The following is a 15,273-nucleotide window of genomic DNA, read 5'->3' as shown; positions in this document are numbered from 1 at the left end:
ATTTTTCATTAAAAAGATAGAAACCCCATGAATCTAAATCTTAATTTAAAAAAATCTTATTTACTACTACTAGTGTTTATTTCGCAATTTTCTTATTCGCAAGAAGGAATAGCGGTGTATTCGGATTATTTAACGGATAATTATTATTTAATCCACCCTTCTATGGCTGGTGCTGCCAATTGTGCAAAACTAAGAGTGACCAGTAGAGCACAATGGTTTGGTCAAGAAGATGCTCCAAGTTTAAGTACAGTGAGTTTTAATGCTGGTGTTGGAGAGCGTTCCGGTGTTGGAGCTATTTTGTTTTCGGACAGAAACGGTTATCATTCACAAAAAGGAATTAAACTAACCTATGCTCACCATATCATGTTTTCTAGAAGTGAAATTGATTTGAATCAGTTGTCATTTGGTATTAGTGGAGCTTTGGTTCAGAGTCAATTAGACGAAACTTCTTTTATCGATAACCAACCTTTTGATCCAATCATCGGAGGGATTTATCAAAAAGATTCTTATTTCAATTTAGATTTGGGAGCATCTTATAATTACTTAGAATTTTATGCTCATTTCACAGTTAAAAATGCAATTGCAAATGTAAGACGTGAAATTTATACTGAGTTCGAATCAGATAATTTAAGAAAATTCTTATTGAGTGCCGGTTATGTTTTTGGAAGCAGTGACCGTTTGCAATGGGAGCCCTCTATCTTATTTCAATTAGTGGAAGAAACAAAAGAGAAATCAATTGACTTGAATTTAAAAGTTTATAAAAATGTAGATTTTGGTAAAATTTGGGGAGGTTTGTCTTATAGAAGAAGTTTTGATGGAGCACAATATGTTGATGGAAATAGTGTTAATGATCAACGTTTGCAATATTTCACACCAATAGTTGGTGTAAATTATAAGCAATTTATGTTTGCGTATACCTATTCTTATTTGGCTGGTAATGTTCGATTTGACAATGCAGGTTTCCACCAAATCACGTTAGGTATGAATTTATTCTGCAAGCGAGATAAATATCAATGTAATTGTCCTGCTATTAACTAATAAATTACATCCCGGCTCTTGTCGGGATTTTTTTTGAACTATGATAATTAAGTCTGTAAACGGGAAATCTCCTGTTATTCCAAGTGATTGTTATGTGGCTGAAAATGCCACCATCGTTGGCGATGTTCAGCTAGGTTCTCTATGTAGCATTTGGTTTAATGCTGTGGTGCGAGGAGATGTTCATTTTATTAAAATTGGAAACAAAGTAAACATTCAAGATGGTGCGATAATTCATTGCACGTATCAAAAGCATCCAACCATTATTGGCAATAATGTTTCAATTGGTCATAATGCCATTGTTCATGGTTGTACAGTTCACGATAATGTTTTAATCGGAATGGGAGCAATTGTAATGGATAATTGTGTGATTGAAAGTAATTCCATTATTGCCGCGGGTGCTGTTTTAACCCAAAACACGCATGTTGAATCCGGAACTATTTATGCAGGTGTTCCTGCAAAGAAAGTGAAAGACATTGATCAATCTGATTTTGCCGGAGAAATAGATCGAATTTCGAATAATTATGTGATGTATTCCGGATGGTTTAAGGACGAATAGTTTTAAAAGTCTTTTTCAATTACGAGGTATTTATTTTTTAGAATCGATTTTAAAACCATCGGATTATAATTGGTATAGAAGATTTGCGAACTTTTTTTCTCGCTACTGAGTAAATTAATTTCCATTAAAATATTTTTTGTCTGACGGGCTACAGCTTCGCCGGAATCAATAATTTTAATATGTTTTGGAATGATTTTCTTTATTTGAGGAATCAAGTAGGGGTAGTGGCTACATCCTAAAACCAGATAATCAATATTTGCTTTAATCATAGGTTCCAAATAGCTTTTAAGTAAAAGTGTCATTTCATTTGATTTCATTTTACCCTCCTCAATCAATTGAACTAAACCAAATCCAACTTGCTCAACAATTTTTGTTGTGGGGTAATTTAAAACACTTTTACTAAACAATTCACTACTTAGTGTTCCTTTGGTGGCTAAAATGCCAATAGTGTGCGTTTCAGAGCTTTTTGCAGCAGGTTTAATAGCAGGTTCAATTCCGATAAAGGGAACGTTATAACTTGCTCTAAGTTCATCTATGGCATTAGTGGTGGCAGTGTTACAAGCAACCACAATTAGTTTTGCATTTTGATTTAATAAAAATTCAGTATTTTTTTTGCTCAACGCAATGATTTCTTCTTTCGATTTTTGTCCGTATGGTGCATTCTTGCTATCAGCTAAATAAATAGTGTTTTCATTTGGAAGTAAAGTGTGTATTTCTCTCCAAATTGAGGTTCCGCCAATCCCGGAATCAAATAAGCCAATCGGTGCTGAATTTGTCATACATCAAAAATAAAAAAAAACTGCTCAATTCCCGTTAGTTTGGGTGAGCAGTTTTTATATTTTTTTATAGATTTTTTTTAGAAACCTAAGTCTTTTTTAACATCCAAAGTTAAATCGGTTCCGTCTGCAAAAATGGCAGAGTTTACATCAATTACATAGTTGAAACCTTTCGCTTTTCCAACTTTAGCAATAGACGCTTTGATTTTTTCCATTAATGGTTTTGCCAAATCAGATTCTTTTTGTTGTAACTCTTTTTGAGCAGTTTCTCTGTAGTCTCTGATTCTTTTTTCCATATCCTGCACTTCTTTCGCTCTTTCTTCGTTTACTTTTTCAGTTACAGTTCCGGCTTCTTCATCATATTTTTTCAATTTTGCATAATATTCATCAGCCATCGTTTTGAATTCTGCATCATATTGTTTGCTAAGCGTTTCTAATTGTTTTTGAGCTTCAATCATAGCAGGCATTTTCGTAATCAACTCATTTGTATCTACATGTGCTATTTTTGTTTGTGCAGTAATTGTTTGACTTGCACTGAAGAATAAAATAGTCGCAATAAATAAAGTTTTCAATTGTTTCATCATTTCTAGTTATTATTAATTATTGTTTTCGTTTTCTTTGTTTTCGTTTTGTTTTTCTTCTCTTGCTTTTTTAGCGGCTTCTCGATCGGCTAATATTTTTTGTTTACGTTCTTCAATTTGTTTTTTTCTTTCGTCTAATTTCTTTTGTCTTTCTTCTTCGGCTTTTTGTCTTGCTTCCGCTGCTGTTGGTTTTGCAGTTTCTGTTTCTGTATTTCCTTCTACTTTTTCTTCAGTAGAAGAATTACTTTCTGTTGTTTTGCTCTCTTCTTTGTCATCTTTATCAGAAACTGTGCCATTCTTTTTTGCGTCACGTTCTTCTTTCATTTTAGCACGTTTGTCATCAAAGTCTTTTTTCTTTTGTTCGGCAAGTGCTTTACGGGCTTCAACAATGCTATCTCGTTTGTTTTTGCGTTCTTCTAGAATTTTTTTACGTTCTTCCAATGCAGGATTATTATCATCTTTATAATCTTCAATACGTTCTTGTTCTTCCAATGCTTTAAGTTGTTTTTTACTCATTTGCTCACGTTTAGAAGCACGTGTTAAAGTACGAATAACTTGATCACTAATATTGTGTCTTTTTGCAGCAAAAAGAACCGTTAAATCAGAGGATTTATCTAAAATAAAATCGAATTTTTTAGCTTCTGCTAAGTCTTGAACAGCTGTAAAAACTTGATCTTGGATAGGTTTAATCAATACAGCTTTCTGCACAATTAAATCGCCGTTTGGACCAAATCTTTTTTGTTGGTATTCAATAAGTTCTGTTTCAAGAAACTTGATTTCCTCTTCTTTTTCTTCAATCAATTCCTTTGTTAAAAGCACTTTTTCATTGTTAAGGCTTTCTTTAAACGCATTGATTTCATTTTGTTTGGTTTCAATTTCTTGTTTCCACTTTTGAGCTTTTAGTTCTAATTGGTTTTTAGCTTCCGTGTAATCCGGAACATTTTGAAGGATATATTCCATATCAATATAACCAATCCTAACACCTCTGGTTTGTGCCTCTGTGGCTACTCCGGAAAGTGTTAAAAGCAATAAAAAAACTAATTTCTTCATATTCTTTAAAATTATCATGTAAATATAACAGAAATTAACAATTAAAATTGTTGTCCGATGATAAAATGTGTTTCCCATCCATTTTTTTGTGTCTGGCCCGGCACTGCATCAAAGCCGTGACCAAAGTCAATTCCTAACAATCCAAAAGCGGGCATAAATACTCTTAGACCCATTCCGGCAGACCTTTGAAGTCTAAATGGATTGTATTCTTGAAAATTATTGTAGGATGCTCCAGCTTCCAAAAATCCTAAAACATAAATAGATGCAGCAGATTTTAGTGTGATTGGATATCGAAGTTCCATCGTGAATTTATTGTAAATTGTTCCACCATCTGTTGATGACAGCGATTGATTTGGATAACCTCTTAACTGAATAATTTCTCTTCCATCAAGGGCAAAGTTAGCCAAACCGTCTCCACCAAGGAAGAATCGTTCAAAAGGCACTAATCCTCTTTCGTTATTGTAAGCTCCCATAAATCCAAATTCGCCTAAGGTTCTAAATACAAGAGCATTTTGATTAGTTCCGGCAATTTTGGTATACCAATCAACTTTCAATTTTATTTTATAAAATTCTAACCAATTAAATCTTTTTTGATCAACTTTACTTTGGTCAACAGCAGCATCTTGAAAGTTAGCTTCGGAAACCGGAGTTCCACTTTCATCAATTAAAGTGCCAATTGGTATTATATTTCCTGTAACAGGATCGCTTGTTTCTTGAGTAGTTCTTAGTTTATACTCTTTCGTATTTCCTAAATTTTTATAATCTATTCCATTAAATAATGAATAGGGGGGAGTGAATTTTGCACTGATGGAAAATTCAGACCCATAAACAGGGAAAATTGGATTGACCCCTTTGTTATTTCTTGTTAAACCAATTGTATAGGCCAAATTTCTTGCTGACCCATCTCCAAACGTAAATAAACCGGTGTTATAATTATTCAAATCATAGTATTGAAAACTAACAGATTGTGATAATACGAAGAAATCATCCGGCACAGTTAATCTTTTTGCAATACCTACAGAAAGCGACGTTATATTAAAACTTCTACTTCTGTCTACATCTCTAGTTTGAAAATTATTTAAAAACTGTTTGCTATGCGATAAGGATGTAGAAAATTGAATTGGTTTTTTCCCACCTAACCATGGTTCAGAAAATGTTAAGCTATAGGTTTGGAAGAATGAACTTCCTTGTAAACGTAGCGACATGCGTTGACCATCTCCCATTGGAAGCGGTTTGTAGGCATCTTTCTTAAAAATATTCCTAGCAGAAAAATTGTTAAATGATAAACCTAATGTTCCAATGAAACCTCCACCTCCATAACCACCTTGAAGTTCAATTTGGCTTGATCCTTTTTCAACAAGGTTATATTCAATGTCAACTGTTCCTGCAGCAGGATCTACGTTTTTAAATTTTGGATCAATTGCTTCAGGATCAAAGAATCCTAATTGACCAATTTCACGAATGGTTCGCACTAAATCTTCTTTGCTGTATTTTTGTCCAGGTTTTGTACGAAGTTCACGATAAATTACGTGGTCGTTGGTTTTGTCGTTACCAACTACAGTTATTTTATTAAAGTAGGCAAGAGGACCTTCTAGAATTCTGATTTCAAAATCTATGGTGTCATTGGCCGTGCGAACTTCTACCGGATTGATAGTAGAAAACAAGTATCCGTTATTTTGATATAAATTGGTGATATCGTTGGCTTCTGGGTTTTTCTTGTTGGCAATTCGCTCTTGAAGCAGCACTCCGTTATAAGTTTCACCTTTTTTAATACCTAAAATACGGCTTAAACCCTCGTCTGTGTAAATGGTGTTGCCTAAGAATTTGATATCCCCAAAATAATATTTTTTACCTTCTTCTACTTTAATTTTAATGTCAACTGTATTCTTTTTGTTGTTAAAAGTTACACTGTCATAAATTATTCGTGCATCGCGAAAACCTTTTTCTTTGTATTTGTCAACCAAACTAACAAGGTCTTCTTTGTATTTTTCTTTGATAAATTTAGATCCTTTCCAAAATCTTCCCGGAAATTTGACTTTGGTGTTAGACATGGCACCTCTTAGTTTGCCGTCTTTTATTTCTTCGTTTCCTTCAATATTTATGCTTGAAACTTTGATTTTTTTACCTTTATCAACATTAATTACCATTTTCACTTCGTTTCCACTAGTTGTGTCAGGAATGGTGTTAATGGCTACTTTTGCGTTATAAAAGCCATCTTTTTTATACTTATTTTCAATAGTAGTTTTAGTTGTAGTAATCAAATTTTCGTTTACAACTTTACCTTTTGTTAAGTTAACTTCTTTAAGTAAAGTTTCTGCTTTGTTCTTTTTTAATCCTTGAATTTTGGCCTCATTTAATTTAGGAAGTTCAACCATGTTTAATTCTAAGAAAATGGTGTCTCCTTTGATACTATTGATATACATGTCAATATCGCTAAACAAACCTAATTTCCCAAGTTTTTTTATAGCTGTACTGATTTCTTCACCGGGAACAACAATTTTTTGTCCTTTTTCCAATCCGGAGAAAGTAACAACGGTTTGTTGATTAAAGGTTATTTTTCCGGTTACTTCAACACCACCTAAAATGTATTGAGAACCTCTTTCATAAGCTGAAGATTCTTGTGCTTTTAACTGAAAAATACTTCCCAAAAAAAGTATTGCAAAAAATGACGTAATGTTTCTCAACACGTTTCTATTATTTAATTTGTTCACTTGTTTTTCCAAACCTACGTTCTCTTTTTTGATAACTAATGATAGCTTCATATAAATGTTGTTCTCTAAAATCCGGCCAAAGCACATCGGTAAAATATAATTCTGCATAAGCAATTTGCCATAACAAAAAATTACTGATTCGATGCTCTCCACTGGTTCGTATTAATAAATCAACATCCGGTAGATTGTGTGTGTAAAGATGTTGATTAATAATTGTTTCATCAATAGATTCTGGCGAAATTATATTATTTTTAACTTTATCACTTATCGCTTTTACTGCGGAAACCAACTCTTCTCTGGATCCGTAACTCAAAGCGAGTGTTAAAGTCATTCGTTTATTTTCTTTTGTTTTGTTAATTACTTCTAAAAGTTCTTTGTGTGCAGTAGCAGGTAAAAGCGATAAATTGCCAATAGAATTTAGTTTAATTTCGTTTTTTTGAAGTGTTTTCAATTCTTTTTTTAATGATTTTATTAATAAATTCATTAAAGTATCTACTTCTAATTTTGGACGATTCCAGTTTTCAGTTGAAAAAGCATACAGTGTAAGATTTTCAATTCCCAGTTTTGCACAATTTTCAACCGTTTCTCTCACCGATTTTGTGCCTTTTTCATGACCAAACGCTCGGAGCATTCCTTGTTGTTTTGCCCAACGACCATTGCCATCCATAATGATAGCAAGATGTTTTGGTAAGTTGTCTTTATTTATTTGTTCTTCTAAAATCATTTTATTCCGGACAAAAACATGGGTTTTCTCCAAATGTATAAGTTAACGTAAACCCGGTAAACATATACCAATCTTTACTGTTTATATTTCCAAATTGCAGAGGGGTTAGATTTTCGTTTTTAGGATTGCTTCCATCTAAATTGTCTGTAAACGTAAAACGTGCTCCAACCTCAAAGCCAATAACTAAATCTCTTGTCAATTTTGTCTTTAAACCAACAATCATTGGGATTGCTAAATCTGCATCCTGATAATCTTCGGTTGCTTCGCGGTCTGTGTAATATAATTCTTTGTATGCAAAATAACTTAAACCTGTATAAACATAAGGGGTGAACTGCGGTTTCATACTATGCAAATCAAATTCAAAAAAATTAAATTCCATTCCTGCCGAAGCTTCATGAATAGTGTTTTTAAAATTCAATCCTCTTAAGTTTCTGTCTGCTACATCTGAATCTAAATCATTTGATGAAATTTTTCCGTAGGTGTAGCTAAATCGATAGGAGTGTCTAGTGCTTCTGTTCCACTTGTAAATAATTCCTAAAGCAACATCGTTTGGTGCAATATAGGTGGTTGGTCCAACATCACCAATATAATTCGCCCCACCGGCAAAAATGCCTATTTCGTTAATTTGGGCATTTAATCCAGCATAAATGAGTGTAAAAAAAATAGCAATTCGTATTCTAATCATCGATTTTGAAATAGCGTGCAAATATAACAATTATGACTAGTTTACAGTCAAATAATTGGTATTTATCACAAATTAATTTCAAAAAAAACGGAAATAAAAGGATAGTAGTATAGTAAAATGGGTTTATTTTTTTACAAAACAGATTAATTTCTTCTGTCAACGCCCCATAATAATTTATTTCGGAGGGTTTTTAGAAACGTTTCGTCTTGAATTTCAACCATATTAATTTTAAATTGCGTTTTTTTAATAGTTAAAACAGTTTCATTATCCATCGTTGCAATTCTACTGTCTAATGAAACTAAAAACTGCGGTTCTCTTCCTGAAACTTTTAAAATAATCTCTGTTTTATCAGGAATAACTAATGGTCTCGCATTCAGATTGTGAGGAGCAATGGGTGTAATTACTAAACTTTTTACATCCGGTGTTAAAACCGGTCCGCCGCAACTTAACGAATATCCGGTTGATCCGGTTGGTGTAGAAATGATTAAACCATCTGCCCAGTAAGAAGTTAGATATTCCCCGTTTAAGTACGTTTCAACCGTAATCATCGAAGTGGTATCTTTTCTGCTGACAGAAATTTCGTTTAACGCAAAATTTATATCTTTAATTTCTGTGTTTTTTGGACTGCTGTCTATACTTAATAATGTTCGTTTGGAAACGGTATAATTTTTATTTAGAATGGACTGCAGAAATAACTCAATATTTTCTTTTTGAACTTTTGCTAAAAAACCTAATCGACCTGCATTTACTCCTAAAATGGGAATGCCGGAATTTCTTACGTAGGTTATGGCTCTCAAAATTGTTCCATCACCACCAATACTTATCAAAAGATCAAAACTGCTGTCTAAATCTTTGTAGGTGGAAAATGTTTTGTATTCTTTTTTTAGAATTTCTTCGGCATATAAAATTTTCAAAAAGGCTTCTTCTATCACTAATTCAACATGATTGTGATTCAAATAAACAAAAATGTCTTTGATGATAGGTCGGGTATCGTTTTGATAATATTGTCCGAAAATGGCAATTTTCATGCTTAGATATTTAAGTATTTATCTAAATAATCTGAACGTTCTTTCAAATTGTTCAAATAATTATCTTCTTGATGTTCAGAAACGATTTCGTAATTGTATCTTCTGAATGTTTGAATAATTTCATTCATTCCGCCAAGCGAAAGTTTGATGGTAATTTCAACATAATCCGAATTTGCTTCCGAAATAAAAATTCCCAAAATTTTACCATTGTTGGTTTCAATAATTTGTGCAACTTGACTCATCGAAAAATCAACGGTAGGTTTTTTAACGATAATGATTCCGCCTTGTTCCTTTAAAAAAGGTGTTTCTGCAAAAAACTGAACAATATCATTTAATTCATAATACCCTAAATATTTGTTCTGCTCATCTAAAACCGGAATTAAATTGGTGTGATTTTGTGCAAAAACTTCCAAAACATCCAACCAAATCATATTATTTCGGGCAAAAAAACCTTCTAAAGTATAACGGTATTCAATCACCGATTTGTGATTATCAAAAGTGATGACATCATCGGCAGCAATACTTCCAATGTATATTCCTTCTTGAAGAACAGGAAAATGTGAAAACGTTAAATCGGCAAAAAAATCTTGAATGTTTTCAATGGTTTCTTTGCTTTCAAACGGTTTAAAATCGTTATTTATATAGTTCGTTATTTCTAACATAGCCATTTAATTTCGTTGCAAAATAATCAAAAAATACGACAATTGAGGTTCTTTAACTTTGTATTTTTGCAATCAGATTCTTAAATTAATTTTTTTAATATGACAAAGTTAAGCGTAAATATCAATAAAATTGCAACACTTCGAAATTCCAGAGGCGGAAATATGCCAAATGTAGTGCAAGTTGCCAAAGATGTGCAGCGTTTTGGGGCTCACGGTGTCACGATTCATCCTCGTCCGGACGAGCGTCATATTCGCTATCAAGATGCTCGCGATTTGAAACCGATTGTTTATACGGAATTTAATATTGAGGGAAATCCGGTTCAAAAATTCATCGATTTAGTTTTGGAAGTAAAGCCGACTCAAGTGACTTTAGTGCCTGATGCCGATGATGCTTTAACTTCAAATGCCGGTTGGGATACCATCAAAAACAAAGATTTTTTGATAGAAGTTATTCAGGAATTTAAACGAAATGACATTCGAACTTCCATTTTTGTTGATCCGGTTTTAGCAATGATTGAAGGTGCAAAAATCATCGGGACAGACCGAATTGAATTATACACCGAAGAATTTGCTCATCAATACAGTTTAGGAAACAAAGCTGGAATTAATTCATATGTTGAAGCAGCAATTTTATCAAATCAATTGGAAATGGGTGTAAATGCAGGTCACGATTTAAGTTTAGATAATATTCAATTTTTCAAAGAAAATATTCCAAATTTATTGGAAGTTTCCATCGGTCACGCTCTCATTTGCGAATCACTTTATTTGGGAATCGAAAATGTGGTCAATATGTATTTGCATAAACTTAAATAGATTTTTTTTTCAATCTTTAATCAAAATAAATTCAAATGTTATATTCTAAAATTGAAGGAGACGGAAAGCCGCTGATTATACTTCACGGTTTTTTGGGTATGTCTGATAATTGGAAAACACTCGGAACACAATTTGCAGAAAAAAGTTTTCAAGTTCATATGCTCGATTTGCGAAATCACGGTCGAAGTTTTCATTCGGATGAATTTAATTATGCTGCAATGTCCGAAGATATTGTGGCGTATTGCAATTTTCATCAATTAGAAAAAATTGATATTATTGGTCATTCGATGGGAGGAAAAGTGGCGATGTTTTTAGCGATAAATCATACGGAATTGATCGATAATTTAATAGTTGCCGATATTGGGCCAAAATATTATCGTCCGCACCATCAAGACATTTTAGAAGGATTAAATGCAGTTGATTTTTCATTAAAACCCGAAAGAAGCGAAGTCGAAGATATTTTAAAGAATTACATTCCTGATTTTGGAACCCGTCAATTTTTAATGAAAAGTTTATATTGGAAAGAACCCGGACAATTGGCATTCCGATTTAATTTAGATGTTTTTAATACAGAAATTGAGCAAGTAGGAAAAGCTCTTCCGGAAGAATCACATTTTGAAAAACCAACTTTGTTCATTAGAGGCGGAAACTCAAGATACATTTTAGATGAAGATTTTGACGCAATTAAAACACAATTTCCCAAAGCTGAATTTGAAACAATTCCAAACGCAGGTCATTGGTTGCACGCAGAAAATCCGCAATTATTTTTTGAAATTGTGATGAAATTTTTAAAACCTTAATATTTTTTTGTATTTTTAATAAAAATTAAATTTATGGGTTTACTTCTTCGAATTCTTATCACCGCAGCATTAGTGATGTTAATCTCAAATTTTTTACCGGGAGTAACTGTGGGAAGTTATCTGCAATCGATTTATGTTGCTATCATTTTGGGTTTACTTAATTTATTTATCAAACCAATCATTGTGTTGTTCACGTTGCCGGTAACCATTCTAACTTTAGGACTTTTTTTATTGGTAATCAATGCTTTTATAGTATTGTTATGTAGCAATATTGTTGGTGGATTTCACGTGGAATCGTTCTGGACGGCATTATTTTTTAGTATAATTTTATCAGTATTTCAATCTGTCGTTTATAAATTAACCGGCGGAGATGAATAATTTTTAGACTTGATTTGTTAAAATTCAAGTTATTACTGTTGGTTGGGTTGCAAAAAAGTTATACTTTTGCAACCCAATTTTAGTATGTAAAGAAATGAATATTACAAGAACCAATGTAGATAGTTTGAATGCGGTAGTAACCGTAGCAGTTTCTAAAAATGATTATGCTTCTAAAGTAGAAAAAGTGTTGGCCGATTATCGTAAAAATGCCTCCATTCCAGGTTTTAGAAAAGGAGCTGTGCCAATGAGTTTAATCCAAAAACAATATGGAAAAGCAGTGTTGTTGGAAGAAGTAAACAAAGTTTTACAAGAAAATTTAAATAAATATTTAGTTGAAGAAAAATTAGATATTTTAGGAAATCCGCTTCCAAAAGTAACGCAAGATTTTGATTGGGATAAAGAAGATTTCACTTTCGATTTCGAATTAGGTTTAGCACCTGAATTTACAGTTGATTTATCTTCAAAAAACAATATCACCAGTTATACAATTGTAGCCGATGATAAAATGTTGAATGATCAAGTAGAGAGAATCCAAAAACAATACGGAAAATTAATTTCGAAAGATACCGTTGAAGAAGGAGACGATTTGAATGTAACGTTCACAAACGAAGCAAACGGAATCAACAATACAACTTCGATTTCTTTGGATGTTTTTAAAGATAAAAAAACTGCAAAAAAATTCATTGGCAAAAAAGTAGGTGATGTAGTAGAAATCGGAACCAAAGGTTTATTTGATGATGACCATAAATTAATGGATTATTTAAAAGTTGATCACGATTTAGTGCACGGTTTAGATATTGAAGTTTCGGCTAAAATTGAAGGAATTACAACTAGCGAAAAAGCAGAATTAAATCAAGAATTATTTGATAAATTGTTCGGAGAGGGAAATGTAACTTCAGTTGATGGCGTAAAAGCCAAAATCAAAGAAGATGCTGAAAAACAATTTGTTCAACAAGCCGATCAAAAGTTTTTAAATGATGTAACTGAATTTTTATTAGAAAGTACAAAATTTGATTTACCATCAGAATTTCTAATCAAATGGTTGCAGAATTCAGGAGAAAAGCAATTAACAGAAGAAGAAGCAAGAGAAGAATTTGCTAAATCGGAAAGAGGTCTTCGTTACCAATTGATTGAAGGTAAGATAATGACAGAGAATAACTTACAAATTACTTTTGAGGATTTGAAAGCTTTCACATCAGAATTAATCAAAAAACAAATGGCTCAATTTGGTCAAATGAATCCTACTCAAGAGGACATTGACGGAATCGTAGCCCGCGTACTTTCTAACCAAGATGAAGTTAGAAGACTATCAGAGCAAGTGATGAGTGAGAAAATGATTGCGTTATTTAAAGAGAAAGTAAAAGCCAAGTCAAAAGAAGTTTCCTACGAACAGTTCGTTAAAGAAATGTACGGAGAATAAATATTTTGAAAAAAAGTAGTATATTTGGGCGTCGAATGTCAATTTGACGCTCTTTTACGTTTAAAAGAGCAAACAAAAATTAGCCTATTTTAAAGATGAACTTCGGAAAAGAATTTAAAAAATTTGCTACAAAACACCATGGTGTTAACAGCATGTACTACGATAAAATTGTAAGCGGAATGACCCCTTACATCATTGAAGAACGTCAAATGAATGTTTCGCAACTAGACGTTTTTTCCCGTTTAATGATGGACAGAATTATCTTTCTGGGAACAGGAGTAGATGATTATGTAGCTAACATTATTCAAGCACAATTATTGTTTTTAGAAAGTGTTGATGCTTCTAAAGATATTCAAATTTACATCAATTCACCGGGCGGAAGTGTATATGCAGGATTAGGAATTTATGACACCATGCAGTATGTAAAACCAGACGTAGCAACGATTTGTACAGGTATGGCTGCTTCTATGGGAGCTGTTTTATTGTGTGCCGGAGCCGATGGAAAACGTTCAGCGTTACCTCATTCAAGAGTGATGATTCACCAGCCATCGGGCGGAGCTCAAGGAGTTGCAACCGATATGGAAATCAACTTGAAAGAAATGTTGAAGTTAAAAAATGAATTATACGAAATCATTGCAAAACATTCCGGTCAAACAATTGAAAAAGTTTACCAAGATTCTGAACGCGATTATTGGATGATTGCCGATGAAGCAAAAGAATACGGAATGATTGATGAAGTGTTAAGAAGAAAATAGTTGTAGGAAATCGTTTTTTACCAATTACCTTTAACCTATAACCCATTACCATAAATTATGGCCAAAGAAATGTTGGAATGTTCTTTCTGTGGAAGAAAGAAACCCGAAACAAATTTGTTAATAGCCGGAATTGATGCTCACATTTGTGATAAATGTATCGATCAGGCACACGGCATTGTTTTAGAAGAGCTAAAGCAAAGCAAACATTCCCATGGATTGGGTGATTTGGTACTTAAAAAACCGAAAGAAATCCGTGCGTTTTTAGATCAATATGTAATTGGTCAAGACCAAACCAAAAAGGTAATGTCTGTGGCAGTTTATAACCATTACAAGCGATTGATGCAAAAAAATCATGATGATGAAGTTGAAATTGAAAAAAGCAACATCATTATGGTGGGTCAAACCGGAACGGGAAAAACATTGGTTGCCAAAACGATTGCCAAAATGTTAGGTGTGCCGCTTACAATTGTAGACGCAACGGTTTTAACCGAAGCAGGCTATGTTGGTGAAGACGTTGAAAGCATTTTAACCCGCTTATTACAAGTTGCCGATTATGATGTGGCAAAAGCCGAAAGAGGAATCGTTTTTATTGATGAAATAGATAAAATTGCCCGCAAAAGCGATAATCCATCCATCACGAGAGATGTTTCAGGTGAAGGAGTTCAACAAGCTTTATTGAAATTGTTGGAAGGAACAGTCGTTAATGTTCCACCAAAAGGAGGAAGAAAGCATCCGGATCAAAAATTTATCGAAGTAAATACTCAAAATATCCTTTTCATTGCCGGCGGTGCTTTTGATGGTATCGAACGAATTATTTCAAAACGATTAAATCGTCAAGCGGTTGGTTATAGTGCTTCGGCTAATTTGGATCAAATCGATAAGGATAATTTGATGCAATACATCATCCCAAAAGACATCAAAGATTTTGGATTAATTCCTGAAATCATCGGTCGTCTTCCTGTTTTGTCATACATGAATCCATTAGACAGAGAAACATTGCGAGCAATTCTTACCGAGCCTAAAAATGCCTTAATTAAACAATACAAAAAATTGTTTGAAATGGATGACGTTGCCTTTTCAATTTCAGAAGAGGCGTTGGATTATATCGTAGATAAAGCATTAGAATATAAATTAGGTGCTCGTGGATTGCGTTCATTGTGCGAAGCCATTTTAACCGATGCTATGTATGATTTACCAAGTTCAGATGAAAAAGTCTTGCACATTGAAAAAAGCTATGCAGAACACACTTTGAACAAAAATATGTTGCAACGATTAAAAGCAGTTTCTTAGAATTAC

At 33.1% G+C, this 15,273-nt stretch carries 16 protein-coding genes; 8 read left to right on the top strand and 8 right to left on the bottom strand.

The window, feature by feature from the left end; translation table 11 throughout:
• Positions 1–27 precede the first annotated feature (27 nt).
• Positions 28–1,038 carry a PorP/SprF family type IX secretion system membrane protein gene (locus tag B4N66_RS02860; RefSeq protein ID WP_291092230.1) on the top strand — a complete coding sequence of 337 codons (1,011 nt, stop codon included), beginning with the start codon at positions 28–30 and terminating at the stop codon, positions 1,036–1,038.
• A gap of 40 nt (positions 1,039–1,078) precedes the next feature.
• The gene (locus B4N66_RS02855) at positions 1,079–1,594 is read left to right on the top strand and encodes a gamma carbonic anhydrase family protein (RefSeq protein WP_291092229.1); all 516 of its coding nucleotides are present in this window, start codon (positions 1,079–1,081) and stop codon (positions 1,592–1,594) included.
• Between the two features lie 2 nt (positions 1,595–1,596).
• Here B4N66_RS02855 and murI read toward each other — a convergent pair whose 3' ends face one another.
• The 8 genes from murI to B4N66_RS02815 form a co-directional block, all read right to left on the bottom strand.
• Positions 1,597–2,373, bottom strand: coding sequence for a glutamate racemase (gene murI / locus B4N66_RS02850; RefSeq protein WP_291092228.1), 777 nt, complete (start codon positions 2,371–2,373; stop codon positions 1,597–1,599).
• 77 nt (positions 2,374–2,450) lie between these two features.
• Complete coding sequence (locus tag B4N66_RS02845) at positions 2,451–2,951, bottom strand: OmpH family outer membrane protein (RefSeq protein WP_291092227.1); 501 nt, start codon at positions 2,949–2,951, stop codon at positions 2,451–2,453.
• Between the two features lie 15 nt (positions 2,952–2,966).
• Positions 2,967–4,001, bottom strand: a complete 1,035-nt coding sequence (locus B4N66_RS02840) for an OmpH family outer membrane protein (protein WP_291092226.1) — start codon at positions 3,999–4,001, stop codon at positions 2,967–2,969.
• 41 nt (positions 4,002–4,042) lie between these two features.
• Positions 4,043–6,763 (bottom strand): BamA/OMP85 family outer membrane protein, encoded by a 2,721-nt coding sequence (locus B4N66_RS02835; protein ID WP_291092225.1) that lies wholly within the window; start codon positions 6,761–6,763, stop codon positions 4,043–4,045.
• Positions 6,696–7,436 carry an isoprenyl transferase gene (locus B4N66_RS02830; RefSeq protein WP_291092224.1) on the bottom strand — a complete coding sequence of 247 codons (741 nt, stop codon included), beginning with the start codon at positions 7,434–7,436 and terminating at the stop codon, positions 6,696–6,698. Before B4N66_RS02830 ends, B4N66_RS02835 begins: the two co-directional genes overlap by 68 nt.
• Position 7,437: 1 nt before the next feature.
• Entirely contained in the window at positions 7,438–8,121 is a 684-nt protein-coding gene (locus B4N66_RS02825; RefSeq protein WP_291092223.1) for a DUF6089 family protein, read from the bottom strand.
• A 143-nt stretch (positions 8,122–8,264) separates the two neighbouring features.
• The gene (locus tag B4N66_RS02820) at positions 8,265–9,149 is read right to left on the bottom strand and encodes an NAD kinase (protein WP_291092222.1); all 885 of its coding nucleotides are present in this window, start codon (positions 9,147–9,149) and stop codon (positions 8,265–8,267) included.
• A gap of 2 nt (positions 9,150–9,151) precedes the next feature.
• Complete coding sequence (locus B4N66_RS02815) at positions 9,152–9,811, bottom strand: CBS domain-containing protein (RefSeq protein WP_291092221.1); 660 nt, start codon at positions 9,809–9,811, stop codon at positions 9,152–9,154.
• Positions 9,812–9,910: 99 nt separating this feature from the next.
• Here B4N66_RS02815 and B4N66_RS02810 point away from each other — a divergent pair, with 99 nt between their 5' ends.
• The 6 genes from B4N66_RS02810 to clpX all read left to right on the top strand — a co-directional run bounded on the left by B4N66_RS02810 (position 9,911) and on the right by clpX (position 15,267).
• Complete coding sequence (locus tag B4N66_RS02810) at positions 9,911–10,624, top strand: pyridoxine 5'-phosphate synthase (protein ID WP_291092220.1); 714 nt, start codon at positions 9,911–9,913, stop codon at positions 10,622–10,624.
• 35 nt (positions 10,625–10,659) lie between these two features.
• Positions 10,660–11,424, top strand: a complete 765-nt coding sequence (locus tag B4N66_RS02805) for an alpha/beta fold hydrolase (RefSeq protein ID WP_291092219.1) — start codon at positions 10,660–10,662, stop codon at positions 11,422–11,424.
• A gap of 33 nt (positions 11,425–11,457) precedes the next feature.
• Positions 11,458–11,802 (top strand): phage holin family protein, encoded by a 345-nt coding sequence (locus B4N66_RS02800; RefSeq protein WP_291092218.1) that lies wholly within the window; start codon positions 11,458–11,460, stop codon positions 11,800–11,802.
• A gap of 94 nt (positions 11,803–11,896) precedes the next feature.
• Positions 11,897–13,222 (top strand): trigger factor, encoded by a 1,326-nt coding sequence (gene tig / locus B4N66_RS02795; RefSeq protein ID WP_291092217.1) that lies wholly within the window; start codon positions 11,897–11,899, stop codon positions 13,220–13,222.
• Between the two features lie 95 nt (positions 13,223–13,317).
• Entirely contained in the window at positions 13,318–13,977 is a 660-nt protein-coding gene (gene clpP, locus B4N66_RS02790) for an ATP-dependent Clp endopeptidase proteolytic subunit ClpP (RefSeq protein ID WP_291092216.1), read from the top strand.
• Positions 13,978–14,034: 57 nt separating this feature from the next.
• Positions 14,035–15,267, top strand: coding sequence for an ATP-dependent Clp protease ATP-binding subunit ClpX (gene clpX / locus B4N66_RS02785; RefSeq protein WP_291092215.1), 1,233 nt, complete (start codon positions 14,035–14,037; stop codon positions 15,265–15,267).
• Positions 15,268–15,273: the final 6 nt, after the last annotated feature.

The sequence above is a fragment of the Flavobacterium sp. UBA2787 genome (genome assembly GCA_002352205.1).
Classification (GTDB): domain Bacteria; phylum Bacteroidota; class Bacteroidia; order Flavobacteriales; family Flavobacteriaceae; genus Flavobacterium.
This window is presented reverse-complemented; position numbering and strand designations above follow the sequence as displayed.